Origin of the sequence: Dactylosporangium cerinum (genome assembly GCF_042653625.1) — a bacterium.
GTDB classification, from domain to species: domain Bacteria; phylum Actinomycetota; class Actinomycetes; order Mycobacteriales; family Micromonosporaceae; genus Dactylosporangium; species Dactylosporangium cerinum.
In genome coordinates, this window is the sequence record NZ_JBHSIU010000130.1 from 710,303 (window position 1) to 735,339 (window position 25,037).

General features: G+C 73.3%; 21 protein-coding genes. 13 read left to right on the forward strand and 8 right to left on the reverse strand.

Features of this window, described 5'->3' with window-relative positions; all coding sequences use genetic code 11:
- Positions 1-45: 45 nt before the first annotated feature.
- Together ACFPIJ_RS61170 and ACFPIJ_RS61175 are read right to left on the reverse strand one after the other, a co-directional pair.
- Positions 46-5,517: an ATP-binding protein gene (locus tag ACFPIJ_RS61170; RefSeq protein WP_380128765.1), complete on the reverse strand. Its 5,472-nt coding sequence runs from the start codon at positions 5,515-5,517 to the stop codon at positions 46-48.
- Positions 5,518-5,767: 250 nt separating this feature from the next.
- Complete coding sequence (locus tag ACFPIJ_RS61175; RefSeq protein ID WP_380128766.1) at positions 5,768-6,421, reverse strand: FMN-dependent NADH-azoreductase; 654 nt, start codon at positions 6,419-6,421, stop codon at positions 5,768-5,770.
- A gap of 319 nt (positions 6,422-6,740) precedes the next feature.
- On the opposite strand from ACFPIJ_RS61175, the gene ACFPIJ_RS61180 reads away from it, so the two are divergent.
- The gene (locus ACFPIJ_RS61180) at positions 6,741-7,538 is read left to right on the forward strand and encodes a leucine-rich repeat domain-containing protein (protein WP_380128767.1); all 798 of its coding nucleotides are present in this window, start codon (positions 6,741-6,743) and stop codon (positions 7,536-7,538) included.
- A gap of 8 nt (positions 7,539-7,546) precedes the next feature.
- Here ACFPIJ_RS61180 and ACFPIJ_RS61185 read toward each other — a convergent pair whose 3' ends face one another.
- Positions 7,547-8,014 carry an Lrp/AsnC family transcriptional regulator gene (locus tag ACFPIJ_RS61185; RefSeq protein WP_380128768.1) on the reverse strand — a complete coding sequence of 156 codons (468 nt, stop codon included), beginning with the start codon at positions 8,012-8,014 and terminating at the stop codon, positions 7,547-7,549.
- 131 nt (positions 8,015-8,145) lie between these two features.
- Here ACFPIJ_RS61185 and pdhA point away from each other — a divergent pair, with 131 nt between their 5' ends.
- The 5 genes from pdhA to ACFPIJ_RS61210 all read left to right on the forward strand — a co-directional run bounded on the left by pdhA (position 8,146) and on the right by ACFPIJ_RS61210 (position 12,697).
- On the forward strand, positions 8,146-9,294 hold the full coding sequence (gene pdhA / locus ACFPIJ_RS61190; protein ID WP_380128769.1) for a pyruvate dehydrogenase (acetyl-transferring) E1 component subunit alpha: 1,149 nt from the start codon (positions 8,146-8,148) through the stop codon (positions 9,292-9,294).
- A 20-nt stretch (positions 9,295-9,314) separates the two neighbouring features.
- Positions 9,315-10,328 carry an alpha-ketoacid dehydrogenase subunit beta gene (locus ACFPIJ_RS61195; RefSeq protein ID WP_380128991.1) on the forward strand — a complete coding sequence of 338 codons (1,014 nt, stop codon included), beginning with the start codon at positions 9,315-9,317 and terminating at the stop codon, positions 10,326-10,328.
- On the forward strand, positions 10,328-11,554 hold the full coding sequence (locus ACFPIJ_RS61200; protein WP_380128770.1) for a dihydrolipoamide acetyltransferase family protein: 1,227 nt from the start codon (positions 10,328-10,330) through the stop codon (positions 11,552-11,554). The genes ACFPIJ_RS61195 and ACFPIJ_RS61200 overlap by 1 nt, the downstream gene beginning before the upstream one ends.
- Positions 11,551-12,258, forward strand: a complete 708-nt coding sequence (locus ACFPIJ_RS61205) for a lipoyl protein ligase domain-containing protein (protein ID WP_380128771.1) — start codon at positions 11,551-11,553, stop codon at positions 12,256-12,258. The genes ACFPIJ_RS61200 and ACFPIJ_RS61205 overlap by 4 nt, the downstream gene beginning before the upstream one ends.
- A gap of 97 nt (positions 12,259-12,355) precedes the next feature.
- Positions 12,356-12,697 carry an STAS domain-containing protein gene (locus tag ACFPIJ_RS61210; RefSeq protein WP_380128772.1) on the forward strand — a complete coding sequence of 114 codons (342 nt, stop codon included), beginning with the start codon at positions 12,356-12,358 and terminating at the stop codon, positions 12,695-12,697.
- A gap of 51 nt (positions 12,698-12,748) precedes the next feature.
- Here ACFPIJ_RS61210 and ACFPIJ_RS61215 read toward each other — a convergent pair whose 3' ends face one another.
- Together ACFPIJ_RS61215 and ACFPIJ_RS61220 are read right to left on the reverse strand one after the other, a co-directional pair.
- A complete protein-coding gene (locus ACFPIJ_RS61215) occupies positions 12,749-13,177 on the reverse strand; it encodes an ATP-binding protein (protein ID WP_380128773.1) in 429 nt (142 codons plus the stop codon).
- 66 nt (positions 13,178-13,243) lie between these two features.
- On the reverse strand, positions 13,244-14,020 hold the full coding sequence (locus ACFPIJ_RS61220) for an IclR family transcriptional regulator (RefSeq protein WP_380128774.1): 777 nt from the start codon (positions 14,018-14,020) through the stop codon (positions 13,244-13,246).
- A gap of 46 nt (positions 14,021-14,066) precedes the next feature.
- On the opposite strand from ACFPIJ_RS61220, the gene eda reads away from it, so the two are divergent.
- The gene (gene eda, locus ACFPIJ_RS61225) at positions 14,067-14,699 is read left to right on the forward strand and encodes a bifunctional 4-hydroxy-2-oxoglutarate aldolase/2-dehydro-3-deoxy-phosphogluconate aldolase (RefSeq protein WP_380128775.1); all 633 of its coding nucleotides are present in this window, start codon (positions 14,067-14,069) and stop codon (positions 14,697-14,699) included.
- On the forward strand, positions 14,696-15,796 hold the full coding sequence (locus tag ACFPIJ_RS61230; RefSeq protein WP_380128776.1) for a sugar kinase: 1,101 nt from the start codon (positions 14,696-14,698) through the stop codon (positions 15,794-15,796). Before eda ends, ACFPIJ_RS61230 begins: the two co-directional genes overlap by 4 nt.
- A 94-nt stretch (positions 15,797-15,890) precedes the next feature.
- On the opposite strand, the gene ACFPIJ_RS61235 is transcribed toward ACFPIJ_RS61230, so the two are convergent.
- The 3 genes from ACFPIJ_RS61235 to ACFPIJ_RS61245 form a co-directional block, all read right to left on the reverse strand.
- Positions 15,891-16,238, reverse strand: a complete 348-nt coding sequence (locus ACFPIJ_RS61235; RefSeq protein ID WP_380128777.1) for a hypothetical protein — start codon at positions 16,236-16,238, stop codon at positions 15,891-15,893.
- 112 nt (positions 16,239-16,350) lie between these two features.
- Entirely contained in the window at positions 16,351-17,745 is a 1,395-nt protein-coding gene (locus ACFPIJ_RS61240) for an MFS transporter (RefSeq protein WP_380128778.1), read from the reverse strand.
- A gap of 75 nt (positions 17,746-17,820) precedes the next feature.
- A complete protein-coding gene (locus ACFPIJ_RS61245) occupies positions 17,821-18,609 on the reverse strand; it encodes a ceramidase domain-containing protein (RefSeq protein ID WP_380128779.1) in 789 nt (262 codons plus the stop codon).
- Between the two features lie 127 nt (positions 18,610-18,736).
- Here ACFPIJ_RS61245 and ACFPIJ_RS61250 point away from each other — a divergent pair, with 127 nt between their 5' ends.
- From ACFPIJ_RS61250 to ACFPIJ_RS61270, 5 genes are all read left to right on the forward strand, one after another.
- Positions 18,737-19,069, forward strand: coding sequence for a VOC family protein (locus ACFPIJ_RS61250; protein ID WP_380128780.1), 333 nt, complete (start codon positions 18,737-18,739; stop codon positions 19,067-19,069).
- 96 nt (positions 19,070-19,165) lie between these two features.
- Complete coding sequence (locus ACFPIJ_RS61255) at positions 19,166-21,022, forward strand: M14 family zinc carboxypeptidase (protein WP_380128781.1); 1,857 nt, start codon at positions 19,166-19,168, stop codon at positions 21,020-21,022.
- A 57-nt stretch (positions 21,023-21,079) separates the two neighbouring features.
- Positions 21,080-21,586 (forward strand): SigE family RNA polymerase sigma factor, encoded by a 507-nt coding sequence (locus ACFPIJ_RS61260; RefSeq protein ID WP_380128992.1) that lies wholly within the window; start codon positions 21,080-21,082, stop codon positions 21,584-21,586.
- Entirely contained in the window at positions 21,583-22,614 is a 1,032-nt protein-coding gene (locus tag ACFPIJ_RS61265) for a hypothetical protein (protein ID WP_380128783.1), read from the forward strand. Before ACFPIJ_RS61260 ends, ACFPIJ_RS61265 begins: the two co-directional genes overlap by 4 nt.
- A 75-nt stretch (positions 22,615-22,689) precedes the next feature.
- Positions 22,690-24,987, forward strand: coding sequence for a fibronectin type III domain-containing protein (locus tag ACFPIJ_RS61270; protein ID WP_380128784.1), 2,298 nt, complete (start codon positions 22,690-22,692; stop codon positions 24,985-24,987).
- The last annotated feature ends 50 nt before the right edge of the window (positions 24,988-25,037 follow it).

The following is a 25,037-nucleotide window of genomic DNA, read 5'->3' on the forward strand; positions in this document are numbered from 1 at the left end:
ATGCCGGCCCGTCCGCGACGGGCCGGCATTGCCCCATGAGCGGGGTCAGCGCTTCAGGCCGTGTTCGATCGCCTCGATGATGCGGGGTCGCAGCTCGGCGGCGCTGATGATCGCGTCCACGGAGCCGACGGTGACGGCCCGCTGGATGTTGTGGACGCGGTCGAACTCGGCGGCCACCTCGCCGAGTTTCTCCGCGCGCACGGCGGAGTGCACCTCGGCCAGCTGCGCGTTCAGCGCGGCCCGCTCGGCGCCGCTGGCCGAGGTGATGCGGGCCTGCAGGTCCGTCACGCGCGGGTCGGTGGCGGTGCGGTTGTTCACGTCGCCGGTGAACACCACGGCCGCGGCCGGGGCGCCGCCGAGCACGGAGGCGAACGAGCCTTCGAGGGCGAGGACCGTCATGTTCGGGTTCAGCGCCTTGGAGAAGACCACGAACGCGCCGCCGTGATACCGGGAGATGACGCAGAAGACGATCGGGCCGTCGAAGTTGACGATCGCCCGGCCGATCTCCGCGCCGTACTCCAGCTGCAGTTTGCGCATCGACTCGGGGGAGCCGTCGAACCCGGACAGGTTCGCCAGGACGACGAGGGGACGGTTGCCGGATGCGGCGTTGATGGCCCGCGCGGTCTTCTTCGAGGAGCGCGGGAAGAGGGTGCCGGCGGTGTACGTGTCGGGCCCGTCGGTGGGCGGGAAACCGCGCCGCGGCACCGAGCGGGACTCGATCCCGATGAGGCAGACGGGCCAGCCGCCGATGTGCACGTCCTGCACGGCGGACGTCTCGGCGTCGGCCATGCCGGCCCAGCGTTCCAGGACCGGGTGATCCTGGTCGGACAGGGCGCGCATCACGGTGCGGATGTCGAAGGGCTTCTTGCGGTCGGGGTTGTGCGTCGTGGAGAAGATCTGGCCGACGGTGGTGAAGTCGCTGCCGACGATGGCGTGCGGGAAGTCGGAGACGTCGCGGTCGACCGGATCGACCGAAGCCGCCCGGCGCGGGCCGGTCTCGCCCGGGACGACGTACGTGTGGTCGTAGTGCGCCATCAGCACGTCGCGGGCGGCCGGCAGGTGCGGCGCCCAGTACTGCGCCTGGCCGTTGGGGCCCATGACGCGGTCGTAGCCGCCGATGCCGTAGTTGTCCTCGGCGGACACGCCGCCGGAGAAGTCCAGGGACTGCTTGCCGGTGAGCACCATCGCCGAGTCCGGGGTCATGACGAGGATGCCCTTGGTGTGCATGAGCATCGTCGCCTCGGCGTTCCAGTACGGCTGGGCGCCGACGTTGATCCCGGCGACCACGATGTTGATCTCGCCGCCGTCCTGGGTGAAGGTGACGATCCGCTTGAGGGCGGCGGCGACCCAGTCCATGTTCTCGGTGCCGGAGCTCATCGAGATCTTCGCGCCCGCGGACAGGGCGAACCACTCCAGTGGCACCCGCATGGAAGCGGCGAGGTCGAGCGCGGCGATCACGCGGGAGCACTCGGGCTCGGCGAGGGCGCCGAGGGCCTTCGTCGGGTCGCCGAGGAGCACGACGCGGGTGATGCCCTCGGGGTGCCGCTCGGTGGGGGTGGTGACGACGCCGGCGACGATCGCGGCGGTGTTGCGGCCCTTCGGCCGGTCGACGGGCACGAGGACGCCGTCGACCAGGTCGTGCTCGACGAACGTGCCGAGGAGGTCGGTCAGCTCGTAGGGGTACACGTTGCCGCGGCGGGCCGCGCGCAGCACCTTCTGCCGGTAGTCGTCCAGGGGCTGCAGCGGCTCCGTCGACGGCTTGTCGACGAACAGCTGCACGCCGTGGCCGGGGTCGAAGGTGATCCGCACGGCGACCTCACTGAGGTCGCCGGCCGAGTTGCGCTGCCGGGCGATGAACTGGACCTCTTCGAGGCCGGCGCCCGCGGTCGTCGGCAGGATGCGCTGGACGAGGGCGTTGAGCTCCTCGCCGGTCAGTTCGGTGGACGGCCAGACGTACATGAGGATCCGGTTCGTGTCGAACCGCTTGTTCTGCGGGCGCTGCGCCTGGATGTTGCGGATCGCGTCGAGGCCGGCGGTGATCGCGTCCTCGACGGCGGGCAGCGCGACGAGCCGGCCGTCGGCCTCGCGCAGCGGGGTCAGGTCGCGGACCTGGCCCATCGCGATGAGCCGCTCGTCGGACGGGTTGCTGCGCGCGACGGCCTTGAACAGGTAGACCTCCTCGTCCGCGGACGGCAGCCGGGTGAGGTCGAACTCGCGCAGCCGGTGCAGCTGCAGCCGCTGCGCGATCTGCGGGTGCAGCCCGCGGATGAGCCGGTCCTCGACGAAGCCGGACTCGGACGGCCGGAAGGTGAAGTGGTGGTGCATCACGGCGCCGCTGGTGCCGGCGACGGTGGTGGTGATCCGGCGGACGGCCGCCGGCAGCGCCTGCCCGGCGAGCAGCTCGCCGAGCCGCACCGACATCGCGTCGGCGTCCGGCTGGTCCTCCCACGTGACATACAGGTCGGCGACGAGCCCGTCGTCGGCCACGCCCGCGGCCAGGGAGGTGACCGCGTCGAGGGCGTGCGGCAGGGCGGCGATGTCGACGGCGGTGGTGACGATCCGGACCACGCCGGAGGAGTCGGTGCGGTCGGCGGTGACGAACCGGCAGCCGGCCACCTCCCGCAGCTGCACGTCGGACAGCGCGCGGTTGCCGTAGTACCGCCGGGTCAGGACCTCCAGCAGCGGCGCGTGGTCGCGACCGGGCCGGCCGATCCGCTGGCCGATCAGCCGGACCAGGGGCTCGGCGCTGGCCACCATCGCCTGGATCCGCTCGGCCCGGTCCGGCGCGTCCGGGTTGTGGTCCAGGTGGTGCAGGTCCTCGCGGACCGCGGCGTAGACCTTCGCCCGGTTGCGGCGCAGCAGCGGCTGGGCGAACCAGCGGAACACCACGCCGCGGGACAGGTCCGACACCGCGGGGAAGCGCACCTGGGTGGCCTCGACGAGGTGCTCGAGGGTGAGGCCGGCGCGTTCGTTGAGCGACTCGAGGGGCGGCAGCCCGGCCAGCCACTGGCGCAGCAGCTCCGACACGACCGCGACGTCGGTGGACATCCGCTGTTGGGCCAGGAAGATGCGGAACACCGCGGATTCCAGCTCCGGGGTGCGGTCCAGCTCGGTGACGCCGTAGTGCCGCAGCGCCTTGCGCAGCTTGGCCTGGAACCCTTCGGGCAGGCCGGCCCGCTCCACGTCGAGGCTCTGCAGGTAGCTGTGGAAGAACTCGCGCGGGCTGTGCACCGGGCTGCCGGGCTCGTCGTCGAACTCGCCGCCGGGCTTGTTGCGGCTCAGCTCCGACAGGTCCGCGAACACGGTCAGCAGGTTCAGCTCGCCTTCCAGGGGCCGGCCGCCGAGCTCGGCCCGGGCGGCCAGGTAGCCCGACAGCAGGCGCCGGCCGTCCTGCGGGTCGACGTCGAAGCCGAGCAGCAGGCTGCACAGGTCCTGCAGGCCGCGCTCGACCCGCTCGGCCGCGGACACGTCGACCGGCTCCGGCGGCAGCTCGATCTCGGCGACCTCGGCGACGGCGGCCTCATCCACGGCGGCGGCGTCGTCGGCGATGGGCTCCAGGCGAATCAGCGGGGTGCCGGTCTCGACCTGGCTGCCCACCGACACCGGGCACTCCCGGACCCGGGCGCGGAACGGCGCGCGCAGCACCGTCTCCATCTTCATGCTCTCCAGGACCAGGATCGGCGCGCCGGACTCGACCTCGTCGCCGACGGCGAGGGGCGTCGCCACGACCAGGGCCGGTGCGGGGGAGCGCACGACGCCGCCCTCGTCGCGGCTGATCCGGTGGGTGGTGCCGTCGACCTCGACCAGGTGGATCGGGCCGTGCGTGGCCGTGACGAGGCGGAAGCGGTGCCCGTTGACCATGATCCGGCCGCTGTGCTCGTCGAACCGTTCGATCTCGACGTCGACGGGGTGCACGTCGCCGCCGCCGGAGACGCCGACGCGGTAGCGCTTCTGCCCGGTGCGGGCGACGCTGACCCGGTAGCCGACGCCGCGCAGCTTCAGGTCGAGGGGGCGGCCGGTCTCGTGCTGGACCTGGGGGCGCCCGCCGTGCGCGGTGGACAGCAGCCGGTGCCGGCTGATCTCCTCCTCGTCCTGGTAGGCCTCGATCGCGGCGGCGGCCAGGGCGATCGCGGAGTGGCGGTGGCTGACGAGGCGGCCCTCGGCGCGGACCCGGTCGATCCAGCCGGTGTCGGCGCTGGCGTCGATCACCTCGGGCTGGTCGAGCAGGTCGAGCACGAAGCTCTTGTTGGTCGTGCCGCCCTCGATGATGACGGTCGTCTCGGCCATTGCCCGGCGCAGCCGGCCCAGGGCCTCGTCGCGGTCGCGGCCGTACGCGATGATCTTCGCGATCATCGAGTCGAAGTCGGCGGGGATGGTGTCGCCCTCGCTGACGCCGGTGTCGACGCGGATGCCGGGCCCGGCGGGCAGGGCGAGGCGGGTGATGCGGCCGGGGGACGGCGCGAAGTCGCGGTCGGGGTCCTCGGCGTTGAGCCGCGCCTCGACGGCGTGCCCGATCTCGACCGGCTGCGGGCCTTCGAGGCGGCCGCCGCCGGCGACGTGCAGCTGCAGCTTGACCAGGTCGGTGCCGGTGGTGATCTCGGTGATCGGGTGCTCGACCTGCAGCCGGGTGTTGACCTCGAGGAACGCGAACAGCCGCTCGCCGGGGTGGTAGAGGAACTCCACGGTGCAGGCGCCGCGGTAGCCGACGGCGACGGCGAGCCGCTCGGCGGAGGCCTTGAGTTCGGCGGTCTGCGCCGGCTCCAGGACCGGGGAGGCGGACTCCTCGATGATCTTCTGGTTGCGCCGCTGCACGGAGCAGTCGCGCACGCCGAGCGCCCACGCGGTGCCCTGCCCGTCGGCGATGACCTGGACCTCGACGTGCCGGGCGCCGGTGACGAGGCGCTCCAGGAACACGACGCCGGAGCCGAAGGCGCGCAGCGCCTCCTGGCTGGTGCGCTCGTAGGCGTCGGTGAGGTCCTCGGCGGAGGCCACCATGCGGATGCCGCGCCCGCCGCCGCCGGCGGTCGCCTTGAGCATCAGCGGGTAGCCGATCTCCTTGCCGGCCCGCAGGGCGTCGTCGAGGGTGGCGACCGCGCCCCGGCTCCACGGCGCTACGGGTACCCCGACCTCCTCGGCCATCAACTTCGAGCCGATCTTGTCACCGAGCTTGCGCATCGCGTCCGCGCTCGGCCCGACGAACGTCACGCCGAGTTTCTCGCACAGCTCCGCGAACGTCGGGTCCTCCGCGACGAACCCCCAGCCGACCCAGGCGGCGTCCGCGCCGGTCTGCACCAGGGCCCGCTCCAGGACGGCGTGGTCGAGATACGGACGGGCCGAGGCGGGCCCCAGCGGGTAGGCGATGTCCGCCTCGCGGACGAAGGTGGCGGTCCGGTCGGCGTCCGTGAACAGCGCGACCGTCTCGATCCGTGTCCCGGTCTCGGCCGAAAGATCCCGCACGGCATGGATGAGCCGCATCGCGGCCTCTCCGCGGTTGACGATGGCGACACGACTGAACACCGGTTGAGCCTCCCAAGAACCAGCGGCCCGCGCCGCGGAGCGGCGTCGCCGACAAACAGCAGGCGACGTCCCGGGTCCCGGAGCGTCGCCTGCACCTTGCTCCACCCTGCGTGATTACCGCCGAGTACGCCACTGTGCCGATCACGTATCCCCGTGCCACTCAGTTGTGGGGATCCTACAACTGGGGTCTGCGCTATCCGCCACCCCAGTAGTGACTGGTATCACCCTAGAGTTACTTAAGGTTCACCTGTCATTTCTGCGGCTGGGGTACGGGTAGTGCCGCGAACGCCGGTGCCAGGTGCTGGGCCCGGCTGATCGCGGTGGTCATCGCCGACTCGCGCAGCGCCGAGATGTCGGTCGGCTGCGCGCAGATGAAGTCGATGTCGGTGATCCCGACGAACCCGAAGATGGACCGGAGGTAGGGCTCCTGGAAGTCGAGCGCGTGCAGCGGCCCGGCGGGCGAGTAGTCGCTGCCCCGCGCGGTGACGCAGACCATCCGCTTGCCGTGCACGAGCGGCTCCGGGTAGCCGAGGTCGTTGAACCGGAACAGGTAGCCGGGCTGCACGATGCAGTCGATGTAGTACTTCAGCGTGTACGGGATGCTGAGGTTCCACATCGGGGTGGAGATCAGGTAGGCGTCCGCCGCGAGGAACCGGGCGATGAGCTGCTCGATCTGCCGCCATGACTCGACGTGGTCGCGCCCGATCGGCTGCCCGTGGTTGAGCGTGTACTTGGTCTCGATGTTGTTCCCGGCGAGCGCCGGCAGGTCCTGGTTGAACAGGTCGACCACCTCGACCTCGAGGTCCGGCGCGTGCCTGCCGAGTTCGGTGAGGAACTGCTGGGAGACCTGCAGGGTGTTCGACTTGTCGTTGCGGGGTGAGGCGATGACGTGCAGGACCTTCATGGTCTCCCTCTTCCGGGCACGCGCAGCCACCGCCACGTCGACGGAAGGTATGCCGCCGCTCAATTGTCGACAGTCGACAGTCGCTGCAGCAAGATCGTCCGGTCGGTGCCGCGGGCCGCCGGTCGGCCACCCCTACCTGTCCGTTGAGTGACCGCCCGCCGCGCAACGGCCAACCGGAAGCCGGCGCCGCCGCAGGGGTCCTTGCGCCACCCATGGTCGTGCATGTATCGAAGAGCCTCATCCTCGCCTACCGCTGATCCCGCCGGCCGGCGCCCGCACGGGGCAACCGCGGCGGGGCCGCCGTCGATATGCTGGCCCGGTGGGTGCGCAGGACAGCACGCCGAGGACGTTTCCCAACCTGTTCGCCGACGCGGTCGGACCCGGCGGGACCGAGCCGGACCGGGACCGCTGCCGGTGCGTGGGGCACAGTGTCGCGACGCGGCCCATCTCCGTCGACTTCCACGGCGACCGGCAGGACACCACGGCGCCGGGGTGGCTGCGGCTGCTGGACCTCATCGAGGAGGCGGCCGCGGACCGGCGCCCGGAGTTCACGCCGTTCGTGCGGCTCAGCGCGGCCGAGCGGCGGCAGGTCGTCACCCTGCCCGCGCAGATCGGGCAGCTGACCGAGGTGCGGCGGCTGGTGCTGTACGGCACGAACCTGGTCCGCCTCCCACCCGAGATCGGGGCGATGACGAACCTCGAGTCCTTCCACCCGTACACGTCGCACCGGCTGCACTGGTACCCGTACGAGCTGAGCCGGTGCACCGGGATCGCCGACAGCACGGTCAGCACCCGCGTCCTCTACGGCAACTTCAAGTTCCGGCCGCCGTTCCCGCGACTGCGGCCGGTGACCCACGCCGGGGACGCCGACTTCGCCGCGCTCGACCCGGGGGTGTGGGGCGCCGACGCGGTGCGGTCGTGCAGCGTGTGCGACCGGCCGGTCGACCGGGAGCTGCACCAGGTGTGGATCTCCCGTGCGGTCGGCACCGACGTGCTGCCACTGCTCGTCAACGCCTGCTCGCGGGCGTGCGTGGCGGCGTTGCCCGACCCGTACCCCAGATATCTGCCGCCGCACACCGGCGGTCCGGAGATCATGCAGCCGGCGCCCGGCTGGTAGCCCGCGGGTCAGCGGGCCTCCCACAGTGTCGCGGACGTCGGGGGTTCGAACTCCTCGAAGACCAGCAGGGTGCGGGTGCTCACCACGCCCGGCATGCCCTGGATGACGTCCAGGACGAGCCGGCGCAGGTCGGCGTTGTCCTTGGCGCGCACCAGCAGGATCACGTCGAACTCGCCGCCGACGAGGGCGATGTGCACGACCCCCGGCAGGGCACGCAGCTGCTCGCCGACCACCCGCCACTCGGCCTGGCGCAGGTTGACCGTCACGTACGCCGACGTGCCCATCCCGGCGGCGACGTGGTCGACGTCGGCGCGGAAGCCGCGGATGACGTCCGTGTCCCGCAGGCGCTGCACGCGGGCGTAGGCGTTGGCGCGGGAGATGTGCAGCAGTTCGGCCAGGGTGCGCATCGACATCCGGCCGTCCCGGCTGAGCTCCACGAGGATCCGGCGGTCGATGTCGTCGAGCGGGGCGGCCACCTGTCTCGGCCCCCTTCCTGAACGAGCCCTAGGTTTGGACGTTTGGCATCGTACGGCGGGCTCCGGGCCTCCATCTTCTCGTTCTTCGCCGGGAACTGGAACGCGAATGGCGCGAGGCCCAGGATTGCGGCATGACGCGTGACCCGAGTCACCTGCTGCCGGCCGCGGAGCCCGTTGCCCTGATCGACGCCGACGGGCGGGCCATCAAGGGCGCCGACGGCGCGGCGTACCCCGCGCCGGACGACGCGGCCCTCGTCAAGGCGCTCGGGGCGCTGATCACCGCGCGGCGGCTCAACGACCAGGCGTACGCGCTCGTGCGGCAGGGACGGCTGGCGGTGTACCCGTCCTCGCACGGGCAGGAGGCCTGCCAGGTCGCCGCGGCCCAGGTCCTCGACGAGGGCGACTGGCTGTTTCCGACCTACCGCGACACGGTCGCCGCCGTCGGCCGGGGCGTCGACCCCGTCGAGGCGCTGAGCCTGCTCAAGGGCGACTGGCACTGCGGCTACGACCCCTACGAGCACCACGTCGCGCCGCACGCCACGCCCCTGGCCACCCAGCTGCCGCACGCGGTCGGGGTCGCGCACGCGGCCACCCTGCGGGGTGAGCCGACGGTCGTCATGGCCATGTGCGGCGACGGCGGCACCAGCGAGGGCGACTTCCACGAGGCGCTGAACTTCGCCGCCGTCTTCCACGCCCCGGTCGTGTTCTTCATCCAGAACAACGGCTACGCCATCAGCGTCCCGCTGTCCCGGCAGACCGCGGCGCCGTCCCTGGCGCACAAGGGCGTCGGCTACGGCGTGCCCGGTGAACGCGTCGACGGCAACGACATGGCCGCGCTGCTCGCCGTCCTCGGCGCCGCCGTCGACCGGGCCCGCGCCGGCGGCGGCCCGCAGCTGGTCGAGGCGCACACGTACCGGATGCAGGCGCACACCAACGCCGACGACGCCACCCGCTACCGCGACGACGCCGAGGTCGCCGCGTGGGTCGACCGGGACCCGATCACCCGGCTGCGGACCCACCTGCTCGACCGCGGCCTGATCGGCGCCGAGCAGTTGCAGGACTTCGCCGCCGAGGCCGAACGCGTCGCCACCCACCTGCGCGACGGCCTCAACCGCGACATCGAACCGGACCCCGCCGACCTGTTCGCGCACGTCTACGCGACCCCCACACCGCAGCTGCGGGAGCAGGCGGCGCTCGTCGCCGACGAGCTCAGCCGGGAAGCGGCCGACGAGCGCAGCCGAGAAGCGGCCGATGAGCGCAGCCGAGAAGGAGCCCGCTGATGACCGCCGTCGCAGAGCCCATGACCGCGTCGCCCGCGAAGCGGGCCGAACCGGAGCGCGGCACGCTGTCGATGGCGCAGGCGCTCAACCGGGCCCTGCGCGACGCCATGGCCGAGGACCCGGCGGTGGTCGTGTTCGGCGAGGACGTCGGCGCGCTCGGCGGTGTCTTCCGCGTCACCGACGGCCTCACCGCCGCCTTCGGCGAGGCCCGCTGCTTCGACACGCCCCTGGCCGAGTCCGGCATCGTCGGCATGGCCGTGGGCATGGCCATGAACGGCATGCGTCCCGTCGTGGAGATGCAGTTCGACGCGTTCGCGTACCCGGCGTTCGAGCAGATCGTCAGCCACGTCGCGAAGATGCGCAACCGTACCCGCGGGCGGGTCGCGCTGCCGATGGTGATCCGCGTCCCGTACGCGGGCGGCATCGGCGGCGTCGAGCACCACTGCGACTCCTCGGAGGCCTACTACGCCCACACCCCGGGCCTGCACGTGCTCGCCCCGGCCACCCCGGCGGACGCGTACACGTTGCTGCGCGCGGCGATCGCGTCACCGGACCCGGTCGTGTTCCTGGAGCCGAAGAAGCTCTACTGGAGCAAGGGTGAGGTCGAGATGCCGTCCCGGGCCCCCGGCATCGGCTCGGCCGTCGTTCGCCGCCACGGCACGGATGCCACGCTGATCGCCTACGGACCGGCCGTTCCGGTCGCCCTCGACGCCGCCGAGGCCGCGGCCCGCGAAGGGCGCAGCCTCCAGGTGGTCGACCTGCGCTCGATCGTGCCGTTCGACGACGAGACCGTGTGTGCCGCGGTGCGCTCCACCGGCCGGGCCGTGGTCGTCGCCGAGGCCGCCGGGTTCGCCGGGGTCTCCGCCGAGATCGTCGCCCGGGTCACGGAGCGCTGCTTCAACGCCCTCGCCGCACCGATCCGGCGGGTCGGCGGGTTCGACATCCCGTATCCGCCGCCGAAGCTCGAGCACTTCCAGCTGCCGGGCGTGGACCGGATCCTCGACGCGGTCGACGACCTGCAGTGGGAGCAGTGATGGCGACGTTCCTGCTGCCGGACCTCGGCGAGGGCCTCACCGAGGCGGAGATCGTGCGGTGGCTGGTCGCCGAGGGTGACGTCGTCGCCGTGGACCAGAGCATCGTCGAGGTGGAGACCGCGAAGTCCCTCGTCGAGGTGCCGTCGCCGTACGCCGGCCGGGTCGAGACGCTGCACGCCGCGCCCGGCGCCACCGTCCAGGTCGGCAGGCCGCTGGTGACGGTGGCGGCCGTGGACCGCGAGCCCGTGGCCGTCGCGACCTACCGCGAGGAGGAACAGGCCGGGTCCGGCAACGTGCTCATCGGGTACGGCACCTCCGGCGGCGCCGCCACCGGTGGTCGTCGCCGCCGGCCGCGCGGCACCGTTCGCCCCGCCGCGCCCGCCTTCCCGGAGCCGGTGGCGCGGCGGGTGCCCCTGGTCGTCTCGCCGCTGGTGCGCAACCTCGCCCGGGAGAGCGGCGTGGACCTGCGCACCGTCGACGGGACCGGCGACGGCGGCGTCATCACCCGCGCCGACGTGCAGCGCGCCGTCGCCGTCCCCATCGCCTCGGGGGAGCGGCGGGTGCCGCTCAACGGGTTCCGCAAGGCCGTGTCGGCGGCGCTGAGCCGCAGCCGGGCCGAGATCCCCGAGGCGACCGTCTGGGTCGACGTCGACGCCACCAGGCTGTGGCAGCTGCGTGAGAGCGCGCCGGCGGGGCCGGGGCTGATGGCGTACATCGCCCGGTTCGTCGTCGCGGGCCTGCGGCAGTACCCGGTGTTCAACGCGCGGCTCGACACCGCACGGCAGGAGATCGTCGAGTTCGACCGGGTCGACCTCGGCATCGCCGTGCAGGGCGAGCGCGGGCTCGTCGTCCCCGCCGTCATCGGCGCGGACACCATGACCACCGCGCAGCTCGACACCGAGATCCGCCGGCTCACCGCGACCGCCCGCGAGGGGCGCACGAGCCCGGCGGAGCTGTCGGCGGGGACGTTCACTCTCAACAACTACGGCGCGTTCCGGGTCGACGGCAGCGCCGCGATCATCAACCACCCGCAGGTCGCGATCCTCGGCCTCGGCCGGATCATCGACCGGCCCTGGGTCGTGGACGGCCAGCTGTGCGTCCGTAAGATCACGCAGATGAGCTTCGTGTTCGACCACCGCGTCTGCGACGGTGGCACCGCCGCCGGGTTCATGCGCAGCGTCGCGGACGCGATCGAGGACCCGGCCTCGGCCATCGCCAGGCTGTGACCGTCGTGCTGCTCGCCGGGGACCCGCTGCCCGGCGGCCCGGCGGACGACGTCGCGCTCGGCCCGTTGCTGCTGCGCGACGGGCTGGGCGGCGGGTTCGGTGAGGTGCGGGAGATGCTGCGGATCCACTCGCCCGAGCCGACCGCGGCGTTCAGCCGCCGGGACACCCTGCGCCCCGGGTATCCGGCCGCGGCCGAGGCGGTCCGGCGGCTCGGCTTCACCCCCGTGGTCCGGCCGCAGGGCGGCAGCCTGGCCACCTACCACCGCGGCAGCGTCGTCATCGACCACGTGTGCCGGACACCGGACGCGTCCAGCGGCACCCTGGCCCGGTTCCGCCGGTTCGCCGCCCTGCACGCCGAGGTGCTCACCGGCCTCGGCGTCGACGCCCGGATCGGGGCCGTCCCCGGCGAGTACTGCCCCGGTGAGTACAGCGTCAACAGCGGCGGCGTCCGCAAGCTCGTCGGCTCCGCCCAGCGGGTGACCCGCGACGGCTGGCTGTTCAGCTCGATCGTCCAGGTCACCGGCGCGGCGGTGCTCCGCGCGCCGCTGACCGTCGCCTACGGTGATCTCGGCTACGACTTCGACCCGGCCACCGTCGGCACCATCGAGGACACCACTGCGGGGGTGACGGTCGAGGCCGTCACCGCGGCCCTGCTGGACGCCTACGGCGTGACCGGCCCGGCGCTGCCGACCCCGCGCCGCTGACGGGTGTCACCCGATCGTGGCGGGTGTTTCACCGCGGGTGCGGCTGGGGAACATGTCTGGCGTCGAACGGTACCGTCCGGTGGAGGGATTGCTGATCATGAGCCATCCGGTGTCCTCGCGATCGCCGCTGGGCCTTGCCGTCACGTCCGGGGGGACCCGGCGGATCCGGGTGGCCGTCGCGGGTGACCTCGACGCGTTCACCGTCGCCGACCTCGTCCGGCGGCTGCGTGCCCTGCTCGTCGCGCAGCACCCCGTGGCGATCCAGCTCGACCTGTCCGCGGTGTCGTTCGTCGACACCACCGCCGGCGAGCTCACGCGCTTCCATGGTGTCGCCGCGGCGGCCGGCTGCGCGCTGACGATCGACGCCGCGAACGAGGCGACCTGGTGGCTGTTCGGGTCATTGGGGCTGGCCGAGCGCTTCCCGGCGCCGGAAGACTGACGGGTCGGCCCCGCCGCTTTTCCGGTGTCGGCGGCTTGCCAGTGCCGGGGGTCAGAACCGGTGGTCGTCGATCGGGAACAGGATGTCGATCCGGGTGCCCCCGTCGCCGGTGACCACGTCGACCTCGGCGCACATGCGGTGCACCAGCCGCAGCCCCCAGCCGCGGATCCGGTCGGCCGGCTGCGCCCGCTGCGGGTTGACCCGGTGCGGCGGCATGCCGCGGCCCGCGTCGGTCACCCGGCAGCGCAGCCCCGGCGGGTCCGCCCAGATCGCGACCCGCGCGCTGCCGCCGCCGTGCCGGATCGCGTTGACCACCAGCTCGTGCACCACCAGCACGAACGTGGTCACCTCGAGGTCGGCGAGGCCGTGGCCCCGCGCGACGTGGCCGACCCGCTCCCGCAGCGCGGCGACCGACGCGGCCTCCGCCCGGTCGGTCAGCAGCGTGGACCCGAGCTCAGGCGGCGCCGTGGCATCGCTCATGTTCGAAGTGTCCCGCCGCCCGCAAGGTCCAGGCAACCCATGCACCCGTCCGTGTCACGTGGGCCGTCAGGCGGACAGCATGCTGCGGGCCTGGCCCAGCGGCCGGATCAGGTCGGTCAGCGCGGCGACGATGCGCCGCTCGACGTCGGCGCTCATCCGGGTGGTCGGCACCGACACGGAGACGGCGTCGGTGGCGGGGTCGGTCAGCGGCACCGCCATCGCGAAGCACATGATGCCCTCGGCGTTCTCCTCGCGGTCCACCGCGTAGCCGGCGTCGCGGACCTCGGCCAGGGCCCGGTGCAGGTCGCCGCGTTCGGTGACGGTGCCCGGGGTGAGCCGCTCGAGGGGCCAGGTGAGCATCTGGTCGACGTCGCCGTCGGCGTGCTGGGCCAGCAGGGCCTTGCCGAGGGCCGTCGCGTGCGCGGGCAGCCGCCGGCCGACGGCGCTGTAGAGCCGCAGCCGGTGGGTGGAGTCGCGTTTGGCGAGATACACGATCTGGTTGCCGTCGATGCGGCCGAGGTGCACGGTCTCGCCGAGCCGCCGGGACAGCTCGTCCAGGACGCCGGCGATCACCGCGACGCTGTCGTCGCCGTCGAGATAGGCGGCGCCGACCTGCAGCGAGCGCATGCCCAGCCGGAACCGGGTGCCGGTCTCGTCGGCGCGCACCCAGCCGCGGGCGGTCAAGGTCCGCATCAGCCCGTGCAGGCTGCTCTTGGGGATGCCCAGCGCGCGGGCGAGCTCGACCAGGGTCCAGGACCGTGGCTCGTCGGCGAGGACCTCGAGCACGTCGAGCGTGCGCCCGGCGGACTTGACCGGCTGGAAATCCTGGAGGTCCTGCTGCACGGCGTCACTGTAGCGAACGGCCGGAGCTTCCACTATGTTCACACTCGTGACTGACGTTCAAAATAATGAACAGCTTGCCCTTGGTCGGGTCCTGCCGGTGGTCGTCCTGGAGGACGCCCGGCACGCCGACGCACTCGGTGACGCCCTCGCGAAGGGCGGCCTGCAGGCGGCCGAGATCACCCTGCGCACCGCCGCCGGCCTGGACGCGATCGAGGCCCTCGCCGGCCGCGACGACCTGATCGTCGGCGCCGGCACGGTGCTCACCGCGCAGCAGGCCGAGCGCGCCATCGCCGCCGGTGCCCGGTTCGTGGTGACGCCGGGCTTCGCGCCCAAGGTCGTCGCCGCGTGCCAGGACGCCGGGGTCCTCGTCGTGCCCGGCGTCGCCACCGCCACGGAGATCCAGATGGCCCTGGACGCGGGGCTGGACATGGTGAAGTTCTTCCCGGCCGAGCAGCTCGGCGGGGCCGCGACGATCAAGGCCCTCGCCGCGCCGTTCCGTGGGGTCCGGTTCATCCCCACCGGCGGCATCACCCCCGCCGTGATGCCGGACTACCTCGCGCTGCCCGCCGTGCACGCGGTCGGCGCGAGCTGGATCGTCGCCCCCGACCTCCTGGCCGCGCAGCGCTGGGACGAAGTGACCAGCCGCGCCGCCGCCGCGGTGGAGGTGGCGGCCGCATGACGCTGCGACTGCGCCCGAAGGGGGAGTGCCGCTACGACCTCGTCTCGCTCGGCGAGGTGATGCTGCGGCTGGACCCGGGCATCGGCCGGGTGCGCACCGCCCGCACCTTCCAGGCGTGGGAGGGCGGCGGTGAGTACAACGTGGCCCGTGGCCTGCGCCGCTGCTTCGGCCTGCGGACCGCGGTCGTCACCGCCTTCGCCGACAACGAGGTCGGGCGGCTCCTGGAGGACCTCATCCTGCAGGGCGGCGTCGACACCTCGCTGATCCGCTGGGTCCCCTATGACGGCATCGGCCGGGCCGCCCGCAACGGCCTCAACTTCACCGAGCGCGGCTTCGGTGTCCGCGGCGCCGTCGGCACCTCCGACCGCGGTCACACCGCGGCCAGCCAGCTGCGCGCCGGCGACGTCGACTGGGACCACCTGTTCGGCACGCTCGGGGTCCGTTGGCTGCACACCGGCGGCATCTACGCCGCGCTGTCCGAGACGGCGCCGGAGACCGTCGAGGCGGCGATGACCGCCGCGCGCCGGCACGGCACGATCATCTCCTACGACCTCAACTACCGGCCCAGCCTGTGGAAGGCGGTCGGCGGGCAGGCCCGCGCGCAGGAGGTCAACCGCCGCCTCGCCGGCCTGGTCGACGTCATGATCGGCAACGAGGAGGACTTCACGGCCTGCCTCGGGTTCGCGGTGCCCGACACCGACATCCACGCCGGCGCCCTCGACGCCGGCAACTTCAAGTCGATGATCAAGTCGGTCGTCGAGGAGTACCCGAACTTCCAGGTGGTCGCGACGACCCTGCGCGCCGTGCACAGCGCCACCATCAACGACTGGGGCGCGGTGGCCTGGGCCGACGGCGACTTCGCCGAGGCGACCCACCGGCCGGGCCTGGAGATCCTCGACCGGGTCGGCGGCGGCGACAGCTTCGCGTCCGGCCTCATCTTCGGCCTGCTCGAACGCGACGGCGGCATCGCCACCGCGGTCGAGTACGGCGCGGCCCACGGCGCCCTGGCCATGACGACCCCGGGCGACACGTCGATGGCGAGCCTGAAAGAGGTCGAGGCCCTGGTCCGCGGCGGCGGCGCCCGCGTGCAGCGCTGAACCCCGGCGGCGGCGCTGCGTGCAGTGCTGAACCCCGGCCTCCGGCAGGCGTGCCTCGCACAGCCGCCTGCCGGGGCCGGGTGCCCGTGGTGGCCTACCCCTTGACGGTGTAGGCCAGGACGAGGAGCAGCAGCAGGGTCGTGACCGCGCCGACGATGACGGCGAACGTGGCCCGCCCGCGGCCGTGGCCGCCGTGCCGGGCCCGGGCGAACGCCCACGCACCGAGGCCCAGGGCCACCGGCCCCAGCGGCCAGATGAAGATCGCGAACAGCGCCACGTAACCGGCGGTGATGGACTGCCACGACCGCCCGGACGGCACCACCCAGTGCACCAGCGTGGCCGGCGACGACCCGTACGCCGGCACGGCGCCGGACCCTTGCGCGGTGCCGTAGGTGGGCGCGCCGGGCCCGGGCGCCGGCTGGTACAGCTGCTGGTGCGACACGATCTGACGACCTCCCGTTGGTGTTGCCAGCCAACTGTCGCCGACCCCGGGGCCGGTCCGCGTCCGCCCGCCGGGCAGGACCGGGCCCGGATCCCCCGACGCGCCGCGCCCGTCAGGTGGCGTCGGGGGCGGTGGCCCGCTGGACGTCGGCGTCGAAGGTGCGCCCGCCACGCCGGATGATCCACGCGCCGACGCCCAGCGGGAGCAGCAGCACCGTGAACGCGCCGCGCAGCGACCCCGCCCCGGTGCTGCCGCCGAGGGCGTCGGAGGCGACCCCGACCAGGAACGGGCCGGCCGCGCCGCCCAGGGTGACGACCGCGTTGAGGACGGCGAAGCCGAGGCCGCGCCGGAACGCGGGGACCACGTCGGCGTTGGCGGCGGTCAGGTTCGGGATCGCCGCGGAGAAGCCGGCGTTGGCGACGAAGTAGCCGGCGATCTGCACCGGCAGGACCGGCACCAGCGCGGCCACCGCCAGGCCCAGCGCGCCGATGAACAGCGCCGTGCCGGCGAGGACCATCCGCCAGCCCTTGCGCCGCCCGTGGTAACGGTCGCCGTACCGGCCCCCGACGATGACGCCGAGCACGATGCCCATGCCGCCGACCCCGCCGGCGATCCCGGTAGCCGCGGCCTCCTCCAGCCCGAACTGGCGCTGGTAGAACGTCGGCATCCAGAAGAACAGGCCGCCGAGGCCGAAGAACATGATGGTCAGCCCGGCCACCACGGAGCGCAGCGTCGGAATCCGGACGAGCTCCCGCAGCTGCTGCAGCATCGGCAGCGGCGCCGCCGGTGCCTGGGCGGCGGCGGGTTCGGCCGCGCCGGCGGCCAGCGCGCCGATGCGGTCGCCGAGGCCCCGGACCGGCTCGCGGACCGTGAGGCAGAGCAGGGCGATGACGGCCCCGGGCACCGCGACGACCAGGAACGCGTCCCGCCAGCCGACCGCCTGCGCGAGGGACCCGCCGACCAGCACCCCGACCGGCAGCCCGACGAAGTAACCGAGCCGCTCCAGCCCGAAGGCCCGGGCCCGGCCGCCGGGCGGGAAGTAGTCGGCGAGCAGGCTCGAGGCCGGCGGGTTGTACAGCTGGCCGGCCGCGCCGAGCAGCACCCGGATGCCGAACAGCAGCGCGTACGAGCCGGCCAGGCCGGTGCCGAGGGTCAGCACCGCCCAGACGCCGACGACCGCGGCGATGATCCAGTTGCGCCGGCCGGTGTCGGCGAGCCGGCCCGCGGGCAGCAGCAGCACCACCCCGGCGATGGCCCCGGCCGTCGGGATCGCCCCGACCGCCTTGTCGCTGAGGCCGAACTCGGCCTGGATCTGCGGCACCACCCCGGCGAGGAGGTTGTACTCGACCCGGTCGACGAACGCGACGAGGGCCACGCAGATCGCCGGCCACCACCCCAGCGGCGCGGTCGCCGCGGGCCGGACCGCTACCGGTGGCCGTCCGGCGAAGGCGTCCACCAGCACCGTCTTTCCACGGTCGGCGTCGGTGCCTGGAACGGGCGCGACCATGGCGGCCTCCTTATGGAAACAGCGTTTCCCTAGAGCGCCACGATATGTGCCCGCCCGGCCCGACCACAAGATCCGTCAGCGTCGCTCGCTGGCGTAGTACCGGTAGAGCAGGTACGCCGACACCGCGCACAGCAGGTGCCAGGCCGCGTGGCCCTGCAGCAGCGAGTGCGGGTCGCACAGCCAGGTCTTCGTGGCGTTCCAGATGGCGAACGCGGTCAGGATCGCCGCGAAGGACGCGTACGCGTAGCCGCTCCTGACGGTCGTCTCCCGCCGGCGGATGACGGCGACCTCGAGGGTCGCGGCGGTGAGCAGCAGCAGCCCGAACGCGGCGTTGCCCGGGTGCATCACCACGGGGACCGTCACGTCCCACGCCCCGGCGACCTCGCAGCCCGCGAGCGCGGCCAGGAACACCCCGGCGAGGAGGCGGGTGCCGGCGCGCCGCCAGCGCATCACCGCGTAGGCGGCGGCGAACGCGGCGATCAGGTACATGCTCAGCAGGTCCAGGTGCCCGCCGAGCGCCGACTGGGTCGCGTGCATCGCCGCGCTGCCCGGCCCGAGCAGCACCACGATGCAGGCCATGGCGGTGGCCCGGCGCGGGAGGCCCCGGCGCGGGCCGGCGTCCGCACCGAGGTCGGGCCGGGTCCCGGCGTGCCAGGCGATGAGCAGCCCGGCGAGCACGAACCCGGCGTTGCTGAAGGTGTTGGCCGGCTGCCGGACGACCCAGTCCCGGCCGGCCTCGCAGAACCCCGCGCCGCGCCCGACGTCGGCGCCCAGCCAGCGCCGCAGTACCGCCGCCGCCAGCAGACCGCAGGACAGGACCGCCGTCGCACCGGCGACGCAGGCCGGCCTGAGATCACGGTCCATGCGCGTCACGATAAGCCGGTGAGTCCCGCGTTGTGCCCACCCGTGGCCCGGCGGATCCGTAACGTCGTCGGCGAACCGGTGGCCGTGGATGTGCCGGGCGGCCGCCCGCAGTCGAGAGGAACCACAGATGAGCCCGACGATCCGCAGTGTGGTCGTGCCCGTGACCGACCTGGCCGCCGCGAAGGCGATCTACACCGCCCTGTACGGCGCACCGCACACCGACCAGCCCTACTACGTCGGCTATGCCGCCGACGGCTTCGAGATCAGCCTCGCGCCGCAGGGTGACGTCGCCGGTGGGCCGGTCGCCTACGCCGACGTCGACGACCTCGACGCGACCCGGGCCGCGCTGCTCGCGGCCGGTGCGACCGAGCGCAGCGCGCCGCGGGAGGTCGCCCCCGGCGCCCGGGTGTGCGTCCTGGCGGACCCCGACGGCAACCCGGTGGGCCTGCGCGGCAAGTAAGGACCTCGACGTTATTGAAAAGACGTATGTTGATATGACCTTGCCTTGGGTGGTCATCTGGTAGCTCTCGTGCACCTCCACACCCAAGGAGGCTTGATGAGCCACACCCGTAGGCTCTCCATCCCGCTCACCATCGCCCTTGCCGGTGCCCTCGTGGTCGCCGCCATCAGCCCAGCGGGTGCCGCGCCGACCGACGCGGCACCCGCCGAGACCTCCGCCCCTTACCTGGTGAGTGGCGTCACCACCCTCGACCAGCGCAACCAGATCGCGGCCACCGGCGCGGCGATCGACGGCATCGACCACGGCGTCGTCGACATCAGCGCGACCCCGTCGGAGGTGGCGAAGCTGCGGCAGCAGGGCTTCACCGTCACCCGGGCGCTGCGACCCGTCACCCCGTCCGGCCCGGCCACGATCCTCGACTTCCCGTCGGCGGACTCCGGCTACCACAATTACGCGGAGATGACCGCCGAGCTCAACCAGGCCGTCGCCGACCACCCGGCGATCCTGAGCCGGACCAGCCTCGGCAACTCCTACGAGGGCCGGTCCATCCCCGTCATCAAGATCTCGGACAACGTCGGCGTCGACGAGAACGAGCCCGAGGTGATCTACACCGCGCACCAGCACGCCCGGGAGCACCTCACCGTCGAGATGGCGCTGTACCTGATCCGCCAGCTGACCGACAGCTACGGCACGGACGCGCGGATCACGGACATCGTCAACTCGCGCGAGATCTGGATCGTGCCGGACATGAACCCCGACGGCGGCGAGTACGACATCGCGACCGGCGCCTACCGCTCCTGGCGCAAGAACCGCCAGCCGAACAGCGGCAGCAGCAACGTCGGCACCGACCTGAACCGCAACTGGTCCTACAACTTCGGCTGCTGCGGCGGCTCGTCGGGCACCACCAGCTCGGAGACCTACCGCGGGCCGTCGGCGTTCTCCGCGCCGGAGACCCAGCGGGTGCGGGACTTCGTGCTCAGCCGGCGGATCGGAGGGGTGCAGCAGATCAAGACACACATCGACTTCCACACCTACGGCAAGCTGGTGCTCTGGCCGTTCGGCTACACCACCGCCAACACCGCGCCCGGCCTGGACGCCGACCAGGAGGCCACCTTCCGCACCCTCGGCATCCAGATGGCCGGCACCAACGGCTACACCCCGGAGCAGGCCAGCGACCTGTACATCACCGACGGGTCGATCGACGACTGGATGTGGGGCGACCAGCGCATCTGGTCCTACACGTTCGAGATGTATCCGGGCAACTCCGGCGGCGGCGGCTTCTACCCGCCCGACGAGGTGATCGCGGCGCAGACGGCACTCAACCGCGAGTCGAGCCTGCAGATCGCCGAGTACGCCGACTGCCCGTACCGGGTGATCGGCAAGGAGGCCCAGTACTGCGGGGCGAGCCCGGGCACCACCGTCTGGTCCGACGACTTCGAGACCAACCTGGGCTGGACGGTCAACCCGTCCGGCACGGACACGGCGACCAGCGGCGCCTGGGAGCGTGGTGACCCCGAGGCCACCGACTCCAGCGGCCCCAAGCAGCTCGGCACCACGGTCAGCGGCAGCAACGACCTGGTGACGGCCCGCCTGGCCGGCGCCAGCGCCGGCGCCAACGACGTCGACGACGGCACGACCAGCGTGCGCTCGCCGAGCATCACGCTGCCGGCGAGCGGGACGCTGACGTTGAGCTACTCGTGGTATCTCGGCCACGGCAGCAACGCCTCGTCGGCCGACTTCCTCCGGATCAGCGTGGTCACGGGCAGCGGCACCACGGTGCTGTTCACGGCCGCCGGCGCCGCCACCGACCGGGACGCGTCCTGGGCGACCGGCAGCGTCAACCTGACCCCGTACGCGGGGCAGAGCGTCCGGATCCTGATCGAGGCCGCGGACGCCTCCACCGCGAGCCTGGTCGAGGCCGGCGTCGACAACGTCGCCGTCCGCCAGTCCTGAAACATCAGTGGGCCGCCCGTGTCTACGGCACGGGCGGCTCACCGCGTCTACAAGGGCGTGACGTTCGAGGAGTACGCGTTCGCCCGCACCGCGGCGCTGGTGCGCTTCGCCCGGCTGCTCACCGGTGACGAGCACCGCGCCGAGGATCTGGTGCAGGACGTCCTCGCCAGGGCGTACGCCCGTTGGGGCCGGATCTCGCGCACCGACCGCCCGGACGTCTACGTCCGCCGGATGCTGGTCAACGCCCACCACTCGTGGTGGCGGCGGCGCAGCAGCGGGGAGGTGTCCGTGGCGGCGCCGGGGGAGCGGCCCACCACCACGGACGAGGCGGCCGAGGTCGCCGAGCGCGACGCCCTGTGGCGGCTGGTGCGCGCGCTGCCCGCACGGCAGCGCACCGTGATCGTCCTGCGCTACTACGAGGACTTGGACGACGCGCGGATCGCGGAGATTCTGGACTGCTCGACCGGCACGGTGCGCACCCACGCGAAACGGGCGCTGACGGCGCTGCGCGAGCGGCAGGGCGCGGGCGTGCCGGTGACCACACCTACCGGAGGGTTCCGATGACCACCGATCTCGACCGGCGGCTCGCCGCGACGCTGCGGGACCGCGCCGGCGGTGACGTGGATCCGGCGCCGATCGTGGCGCGGGCCCGCCACCGTGGCGGCCGGCTGCGGATCCGGCGCCGGGTGCTGGCCGGGACCGCCGCCGGGTGCGCTGTGGTGCTTGCGGCGGTGGCGTTGGTACGGGTGGAGCCCCGGTCGCACACCCCGGCCGTGCCACCCACCACGCTCGCGCTGCCCGTGGCCCCCGGCCTGCCCAGTGCGCTGCAACGCCCCGGCGCGGTCGGCGCCGACCCCGGCGTCGTGCACTTCTCCGCCGACCAGGTGATCGGCGACGCCGAGTACGCCACGTGGCGGGCCGGTCGGGGCACCGAGAGCCTCGAGATCCCGGACAAGGCCCGGGTCCTGCTCGCCACCGACGTCGCGGCGCTCGACGCGGCAGGGCTGCACCTGCCGTCGGCGGGGCAGCCGCGGCCACCGGTCGACGTGCTGGTCGGTGACCGTCCCGGGACCGCGTGGTCGGACGCGGCGCCGACCGGCGGCGGCACCCTGTGGACCGTCCGCTGGCAACCGGCCGGCGGCCTGTGGGCGCAGCTCGACCTGTACACCGGCAAGCGCGGCGAGGCGACCGCCGCCGCGGCACGGGTGCGGTTCGACGCCGCCCACCGGTGCGTGGTGCCGTTCCGCCTGGAGCTGCTGCCGGTGGGCGCCCGGATCGGCGAGTGCTCGGTCAGCTTCGGCCTGGGCGGCTTCGTCTCGGGCGCCCTCGTCGTCGACGGCGACGGTGACCGCTGGCTGGCGGTCCGGGCGGAGCGCCGGCCACCCGGCGTGGGGGACAGCGGCGGTGACCTGGTGGCGGGGCCGTACCGGGCGCGGCGCGTCGTCGAGGGCCAGCTCGAGATGCTGGTCCAGCCGTGCCTCGTCGGCGCGTTCCTCACCGACCGCGGCAACGACTTCACCGAGCAGGACGCGCTCGCCGTCCTCGGCGGCTACCGGCCCGCCCTCGATCTGGACAACCCGGACACCTGGTGACGCCCAATCCCCGGTTTCCCTCCTCATTTTCGGGTGATTTCTTCTAGATTGCCCGAAGAGGAGCGGGGGGGTCGGATGGTGTTCAGAAGGCTGCTGGCGGCGGTGCTGATGGCGGGTGCGTGCGGGCCGGTGGCGGTCGTGGCGCCCGCGACCGCGGCCACCGGCGTCAACACCGAGCTCGGCGTCACGGTCACACCCGGGTGGGCGGGGATCGGCGACCTGCAGTCGCTGGTGTTCAACTTCTACCACGACGCCCCGGGCAACCCCGCGGTCTCGGAGGGCAACGGCGCGACGTTCACCGTGCCGGTGGACATCGAGGTCGACGACGGGCACGTCAACTGGTGGCAGACCACCTGCACCGGGCCGGTGACCGTGGCGAAGCAGGTCGTCGGCGCCGTCACCAAGGTCGTCGTCGGCGGGGCGGGCGTGGCCAACGGGGACGCCTGCGACGTGAAGGTCGACATCACCAGCAGCGTCGCCAAGTACACCCTCTTCGCCGACGAGACCATCAGCGCGCCGACCGCCGGCCTGTGGCACTGGTTCGGCGACCAGGGCATCTTCTTCCTGTCGCCGCCGGAGCTGACCGCGAGCTTCGCCGACGCCACCATCAACCTCGGCGGCACCACGATGCTGAACGTCCGCATCGACCGCACCGACAACACGATGCCGAGCCTGCCGGGGTTCCAGAACGCCAACTACACGCTCACCCTGCCCGCCGGCCTGACCGTGGGCGCCGGCACGCCGGTGACCGCCGACTGCGGCAACAGCCCGGTGCTGACGGCCGCGGGCAGCACGATCTCACTGACCGGCACCGTGGTCACCCTGTCGAACAGCTGCGCCGTGCAGGTCCCGGTGACGGCGGCATCCGCGCAGCTGTTCGACGTCGACGACCTCGGGTTCGCCTCGACCGAGCGGGCCACCCTCGTCGCCGACCTCGACGCCGACGTGTCGTGCTCCGACGTGGTGCTGTGCGGCTCGCCGACCCTGACCGTGGGCACCCCGACACCGCCCTCGCCGCCAGCTCCCGCCGTGACCGTCCCGGTCGCACCGGCCGCGCCGACGGCCACCGCCGGCCCGGCCGAGGCGACCGTCACCTGGACCGCGCCGGCGTCCACCGGCGGGTCGGCGGTCACCTCGTACACCGTGCGGGCCTTCCACGACGGCAGCCCGGTCACGGGCAGGACGTGCACGCTCGGCGCCCCGTTCACGGCGCCGCTGCGGTGCACGGTCGGGTCGCTCACCAACGGCACCGCGTACACGTTCCGGGTCACCGCGACCAACGCCGCCGGCTCCGGGCCCGCCTCCGGCGACTCGGCACCCGTCACGCCGCGGGCCGACACGACCGCCCCGGGCGCACCCGTCGCGGCGGCCGCCGTGCCGGGCAACGGTGCCGCGACCGCCACGTGGACCGCGCCGCCGTCCGACGGCGGGTCGCCGGTCACCACGTACACGGCGCAGGCCTACCGCAACGACCAGCCGGTGCCGGGCGCGGCCTGCACCATCGCCGCGTCGCCGCCGCTGACGTGCACCATCACGGGCCTGACGAACGGCACCACGTATCAGATCCGGGTCCGCGCCACCAACCTCGCCGGCACGTCGACCGACAGCGCCCCGGCGACCGTCGTCCCGCTCGCCCCGCCGGCCGTCCCGGGCGGGGTCACGGCCACCGGCGGCACCTCGTCCATCACCGTCGACTGGACCGCGTCAGCGTCCTCCGCCGGGGCCGCCGTCACCGGCTACACGGTCACCGCCGCGCCGGGACCGTCCACCTGCACGACCCGCGTCACCGACCCGAACCCGACCCGCTGCGTCCTCGGCGGGGTCGCCGGCACCACGTACACGTTCACGGTCGTCGCCGACTCCGCCAGCGGCCCGTCGGACCCGAGCGCACCGTCGGGCCCGGCAACCGTCGCGGCCCCGGTCGCCCCGCCGACCCCACCGCAGACCACCCTGGAGCTGACCACCGACAAGGGCCGCATCGACACCGCCGCGCCGGGGGAGCAGCTCGTCGTCATCGGCAGCGGGTTCGCCGCCAACTCCACCGCGACCATCACCATCTACTCCGACCCGGTCAACCTCGGCACCGTGGTCACCGACGAGCACGGCAACTTCACCAAGCCGGTCACCATTCCGGCCGGTCTCGCCGCCGGCGGCCACGCCGTCGTCGCCCAGGGCGTCGACCCGGACGGCCACCAGCACGCGATGCGCCTGGACGTCACCGTGACCACCGCGCTCGCGGTGACCGGCCCCGCCACGCCCCGCCTGCTGCTGACCGGCCTGCTGGCCCTCACCGCCGGCCTGGCCCTGCTGCGCACCGGCCACACCCGCCGCCCCGGCAGCCCCCTGCTGCCGGCCGGCGTCGCGTACAACTGACGGCGCCGGGACACCGTTCGAGGACTGCGGGGCGCGACCATCGGTCGCGC

Excerpts from the sequence above, each read along its gene's own strand:
- ACFPIJ_RS61230 (WP_380128776.1), top strand. The coding sequence starts at position 14,696 with ATGACGCTGCGACTGCGCCCGAAGGGGGAGTGCCGCTACGACCTCGTC.
- ACFPIJ_RS61215 (WP_380128773.1), bottom strand. The coding sequence starts at position 13,177 with ATGAGCGATGCCACGGCGCCGCCTGAGCTCGGGTCCACGCTGCTGACC.
- ACFPIJ_RS61270 (WP_380128784.1), top strand. The coding sequence starts at position 22,690 with ATGGTGTTCAGAAGGCTGCTGGCGGCGGTGCTGATGGCGGGTGCGTGC.
- ACFPIJ_RS61210 (WP_380128772.1), top strand. The coding sequence starts at position 12,356 with ATGAGCCATCCGGTGTCCTCGCGATCGCCGCTGGGCCTTGCCGTCACG.
- ACFPIJ_RS61175 (WP_380128766.1), bottom strand. The coding sequence starts at position 6,421 with ATGAAGGTCCTGCACGTCATCGCCTCACCCCGCAACGACAAGTCGAAC.
- pdhA (WP_380128769.1), top strand. The coding sequence starts at position 8,146 with ATGACGCGTGACCCGAGTCACCTGCTGCCGGCCGCGGAGCCCGTTGCC.
- ACFPIJ_RS61200 (WP_380128770.1), top strand. The coding sequence starts at position 10,328 with ATGGCGACGTTCCTGCTGCCGGACCTCGGCGAGGGCCTCACCGAGGCG.
- ACFPIJ_RS61195 (WP_380128991.1), top strand. The coding sequence starts at position 9,315 with ATGACCGCGTCGCCCGCGAAGCGGGCCGAACCGGAGCGCGGCACGCTG.
- ACFPIJ_RS61240 (WP_380128778.1), bottom strand. The coding sequence starts at position 17,745 with ATGGTCGCGCCCGTTCCAGGCACCGACGCCGACCGTGGAAAGACGGTG.
- ACFPIJ_RS61250 (WP_380128780.1), top strand. The coding sequence starts at position 18,737 with ATGAGCCCGACGATCCGCAGTGTGGTCGTGCCCGTGACCGACCTGGCC.
- ACFPIJ_RS61245 (WP_380128779.1), bottom strand. The coding sequence starts at position 18,609 with ATGGACCGTGATCTCAGGCCGGCCTGCGTCGCCGGTGCGACGGCGGTC.
- ACFPIJ_RS61265 (WP_380128783.1), top strand. The coding sequence starts at position 21,583 with ATGACCACCGATCTCGACCGGCGGCTCGCCGCGACGCTGCGGGACCGC.
- ACFPIJ_RS61255 (WP_380128781.1), top strand. The coding sequence starts at position 19,166 with ATGAGCCACACCCGTAGGCTCTCCATCCCGCTCACCATCGCCCTTGCC.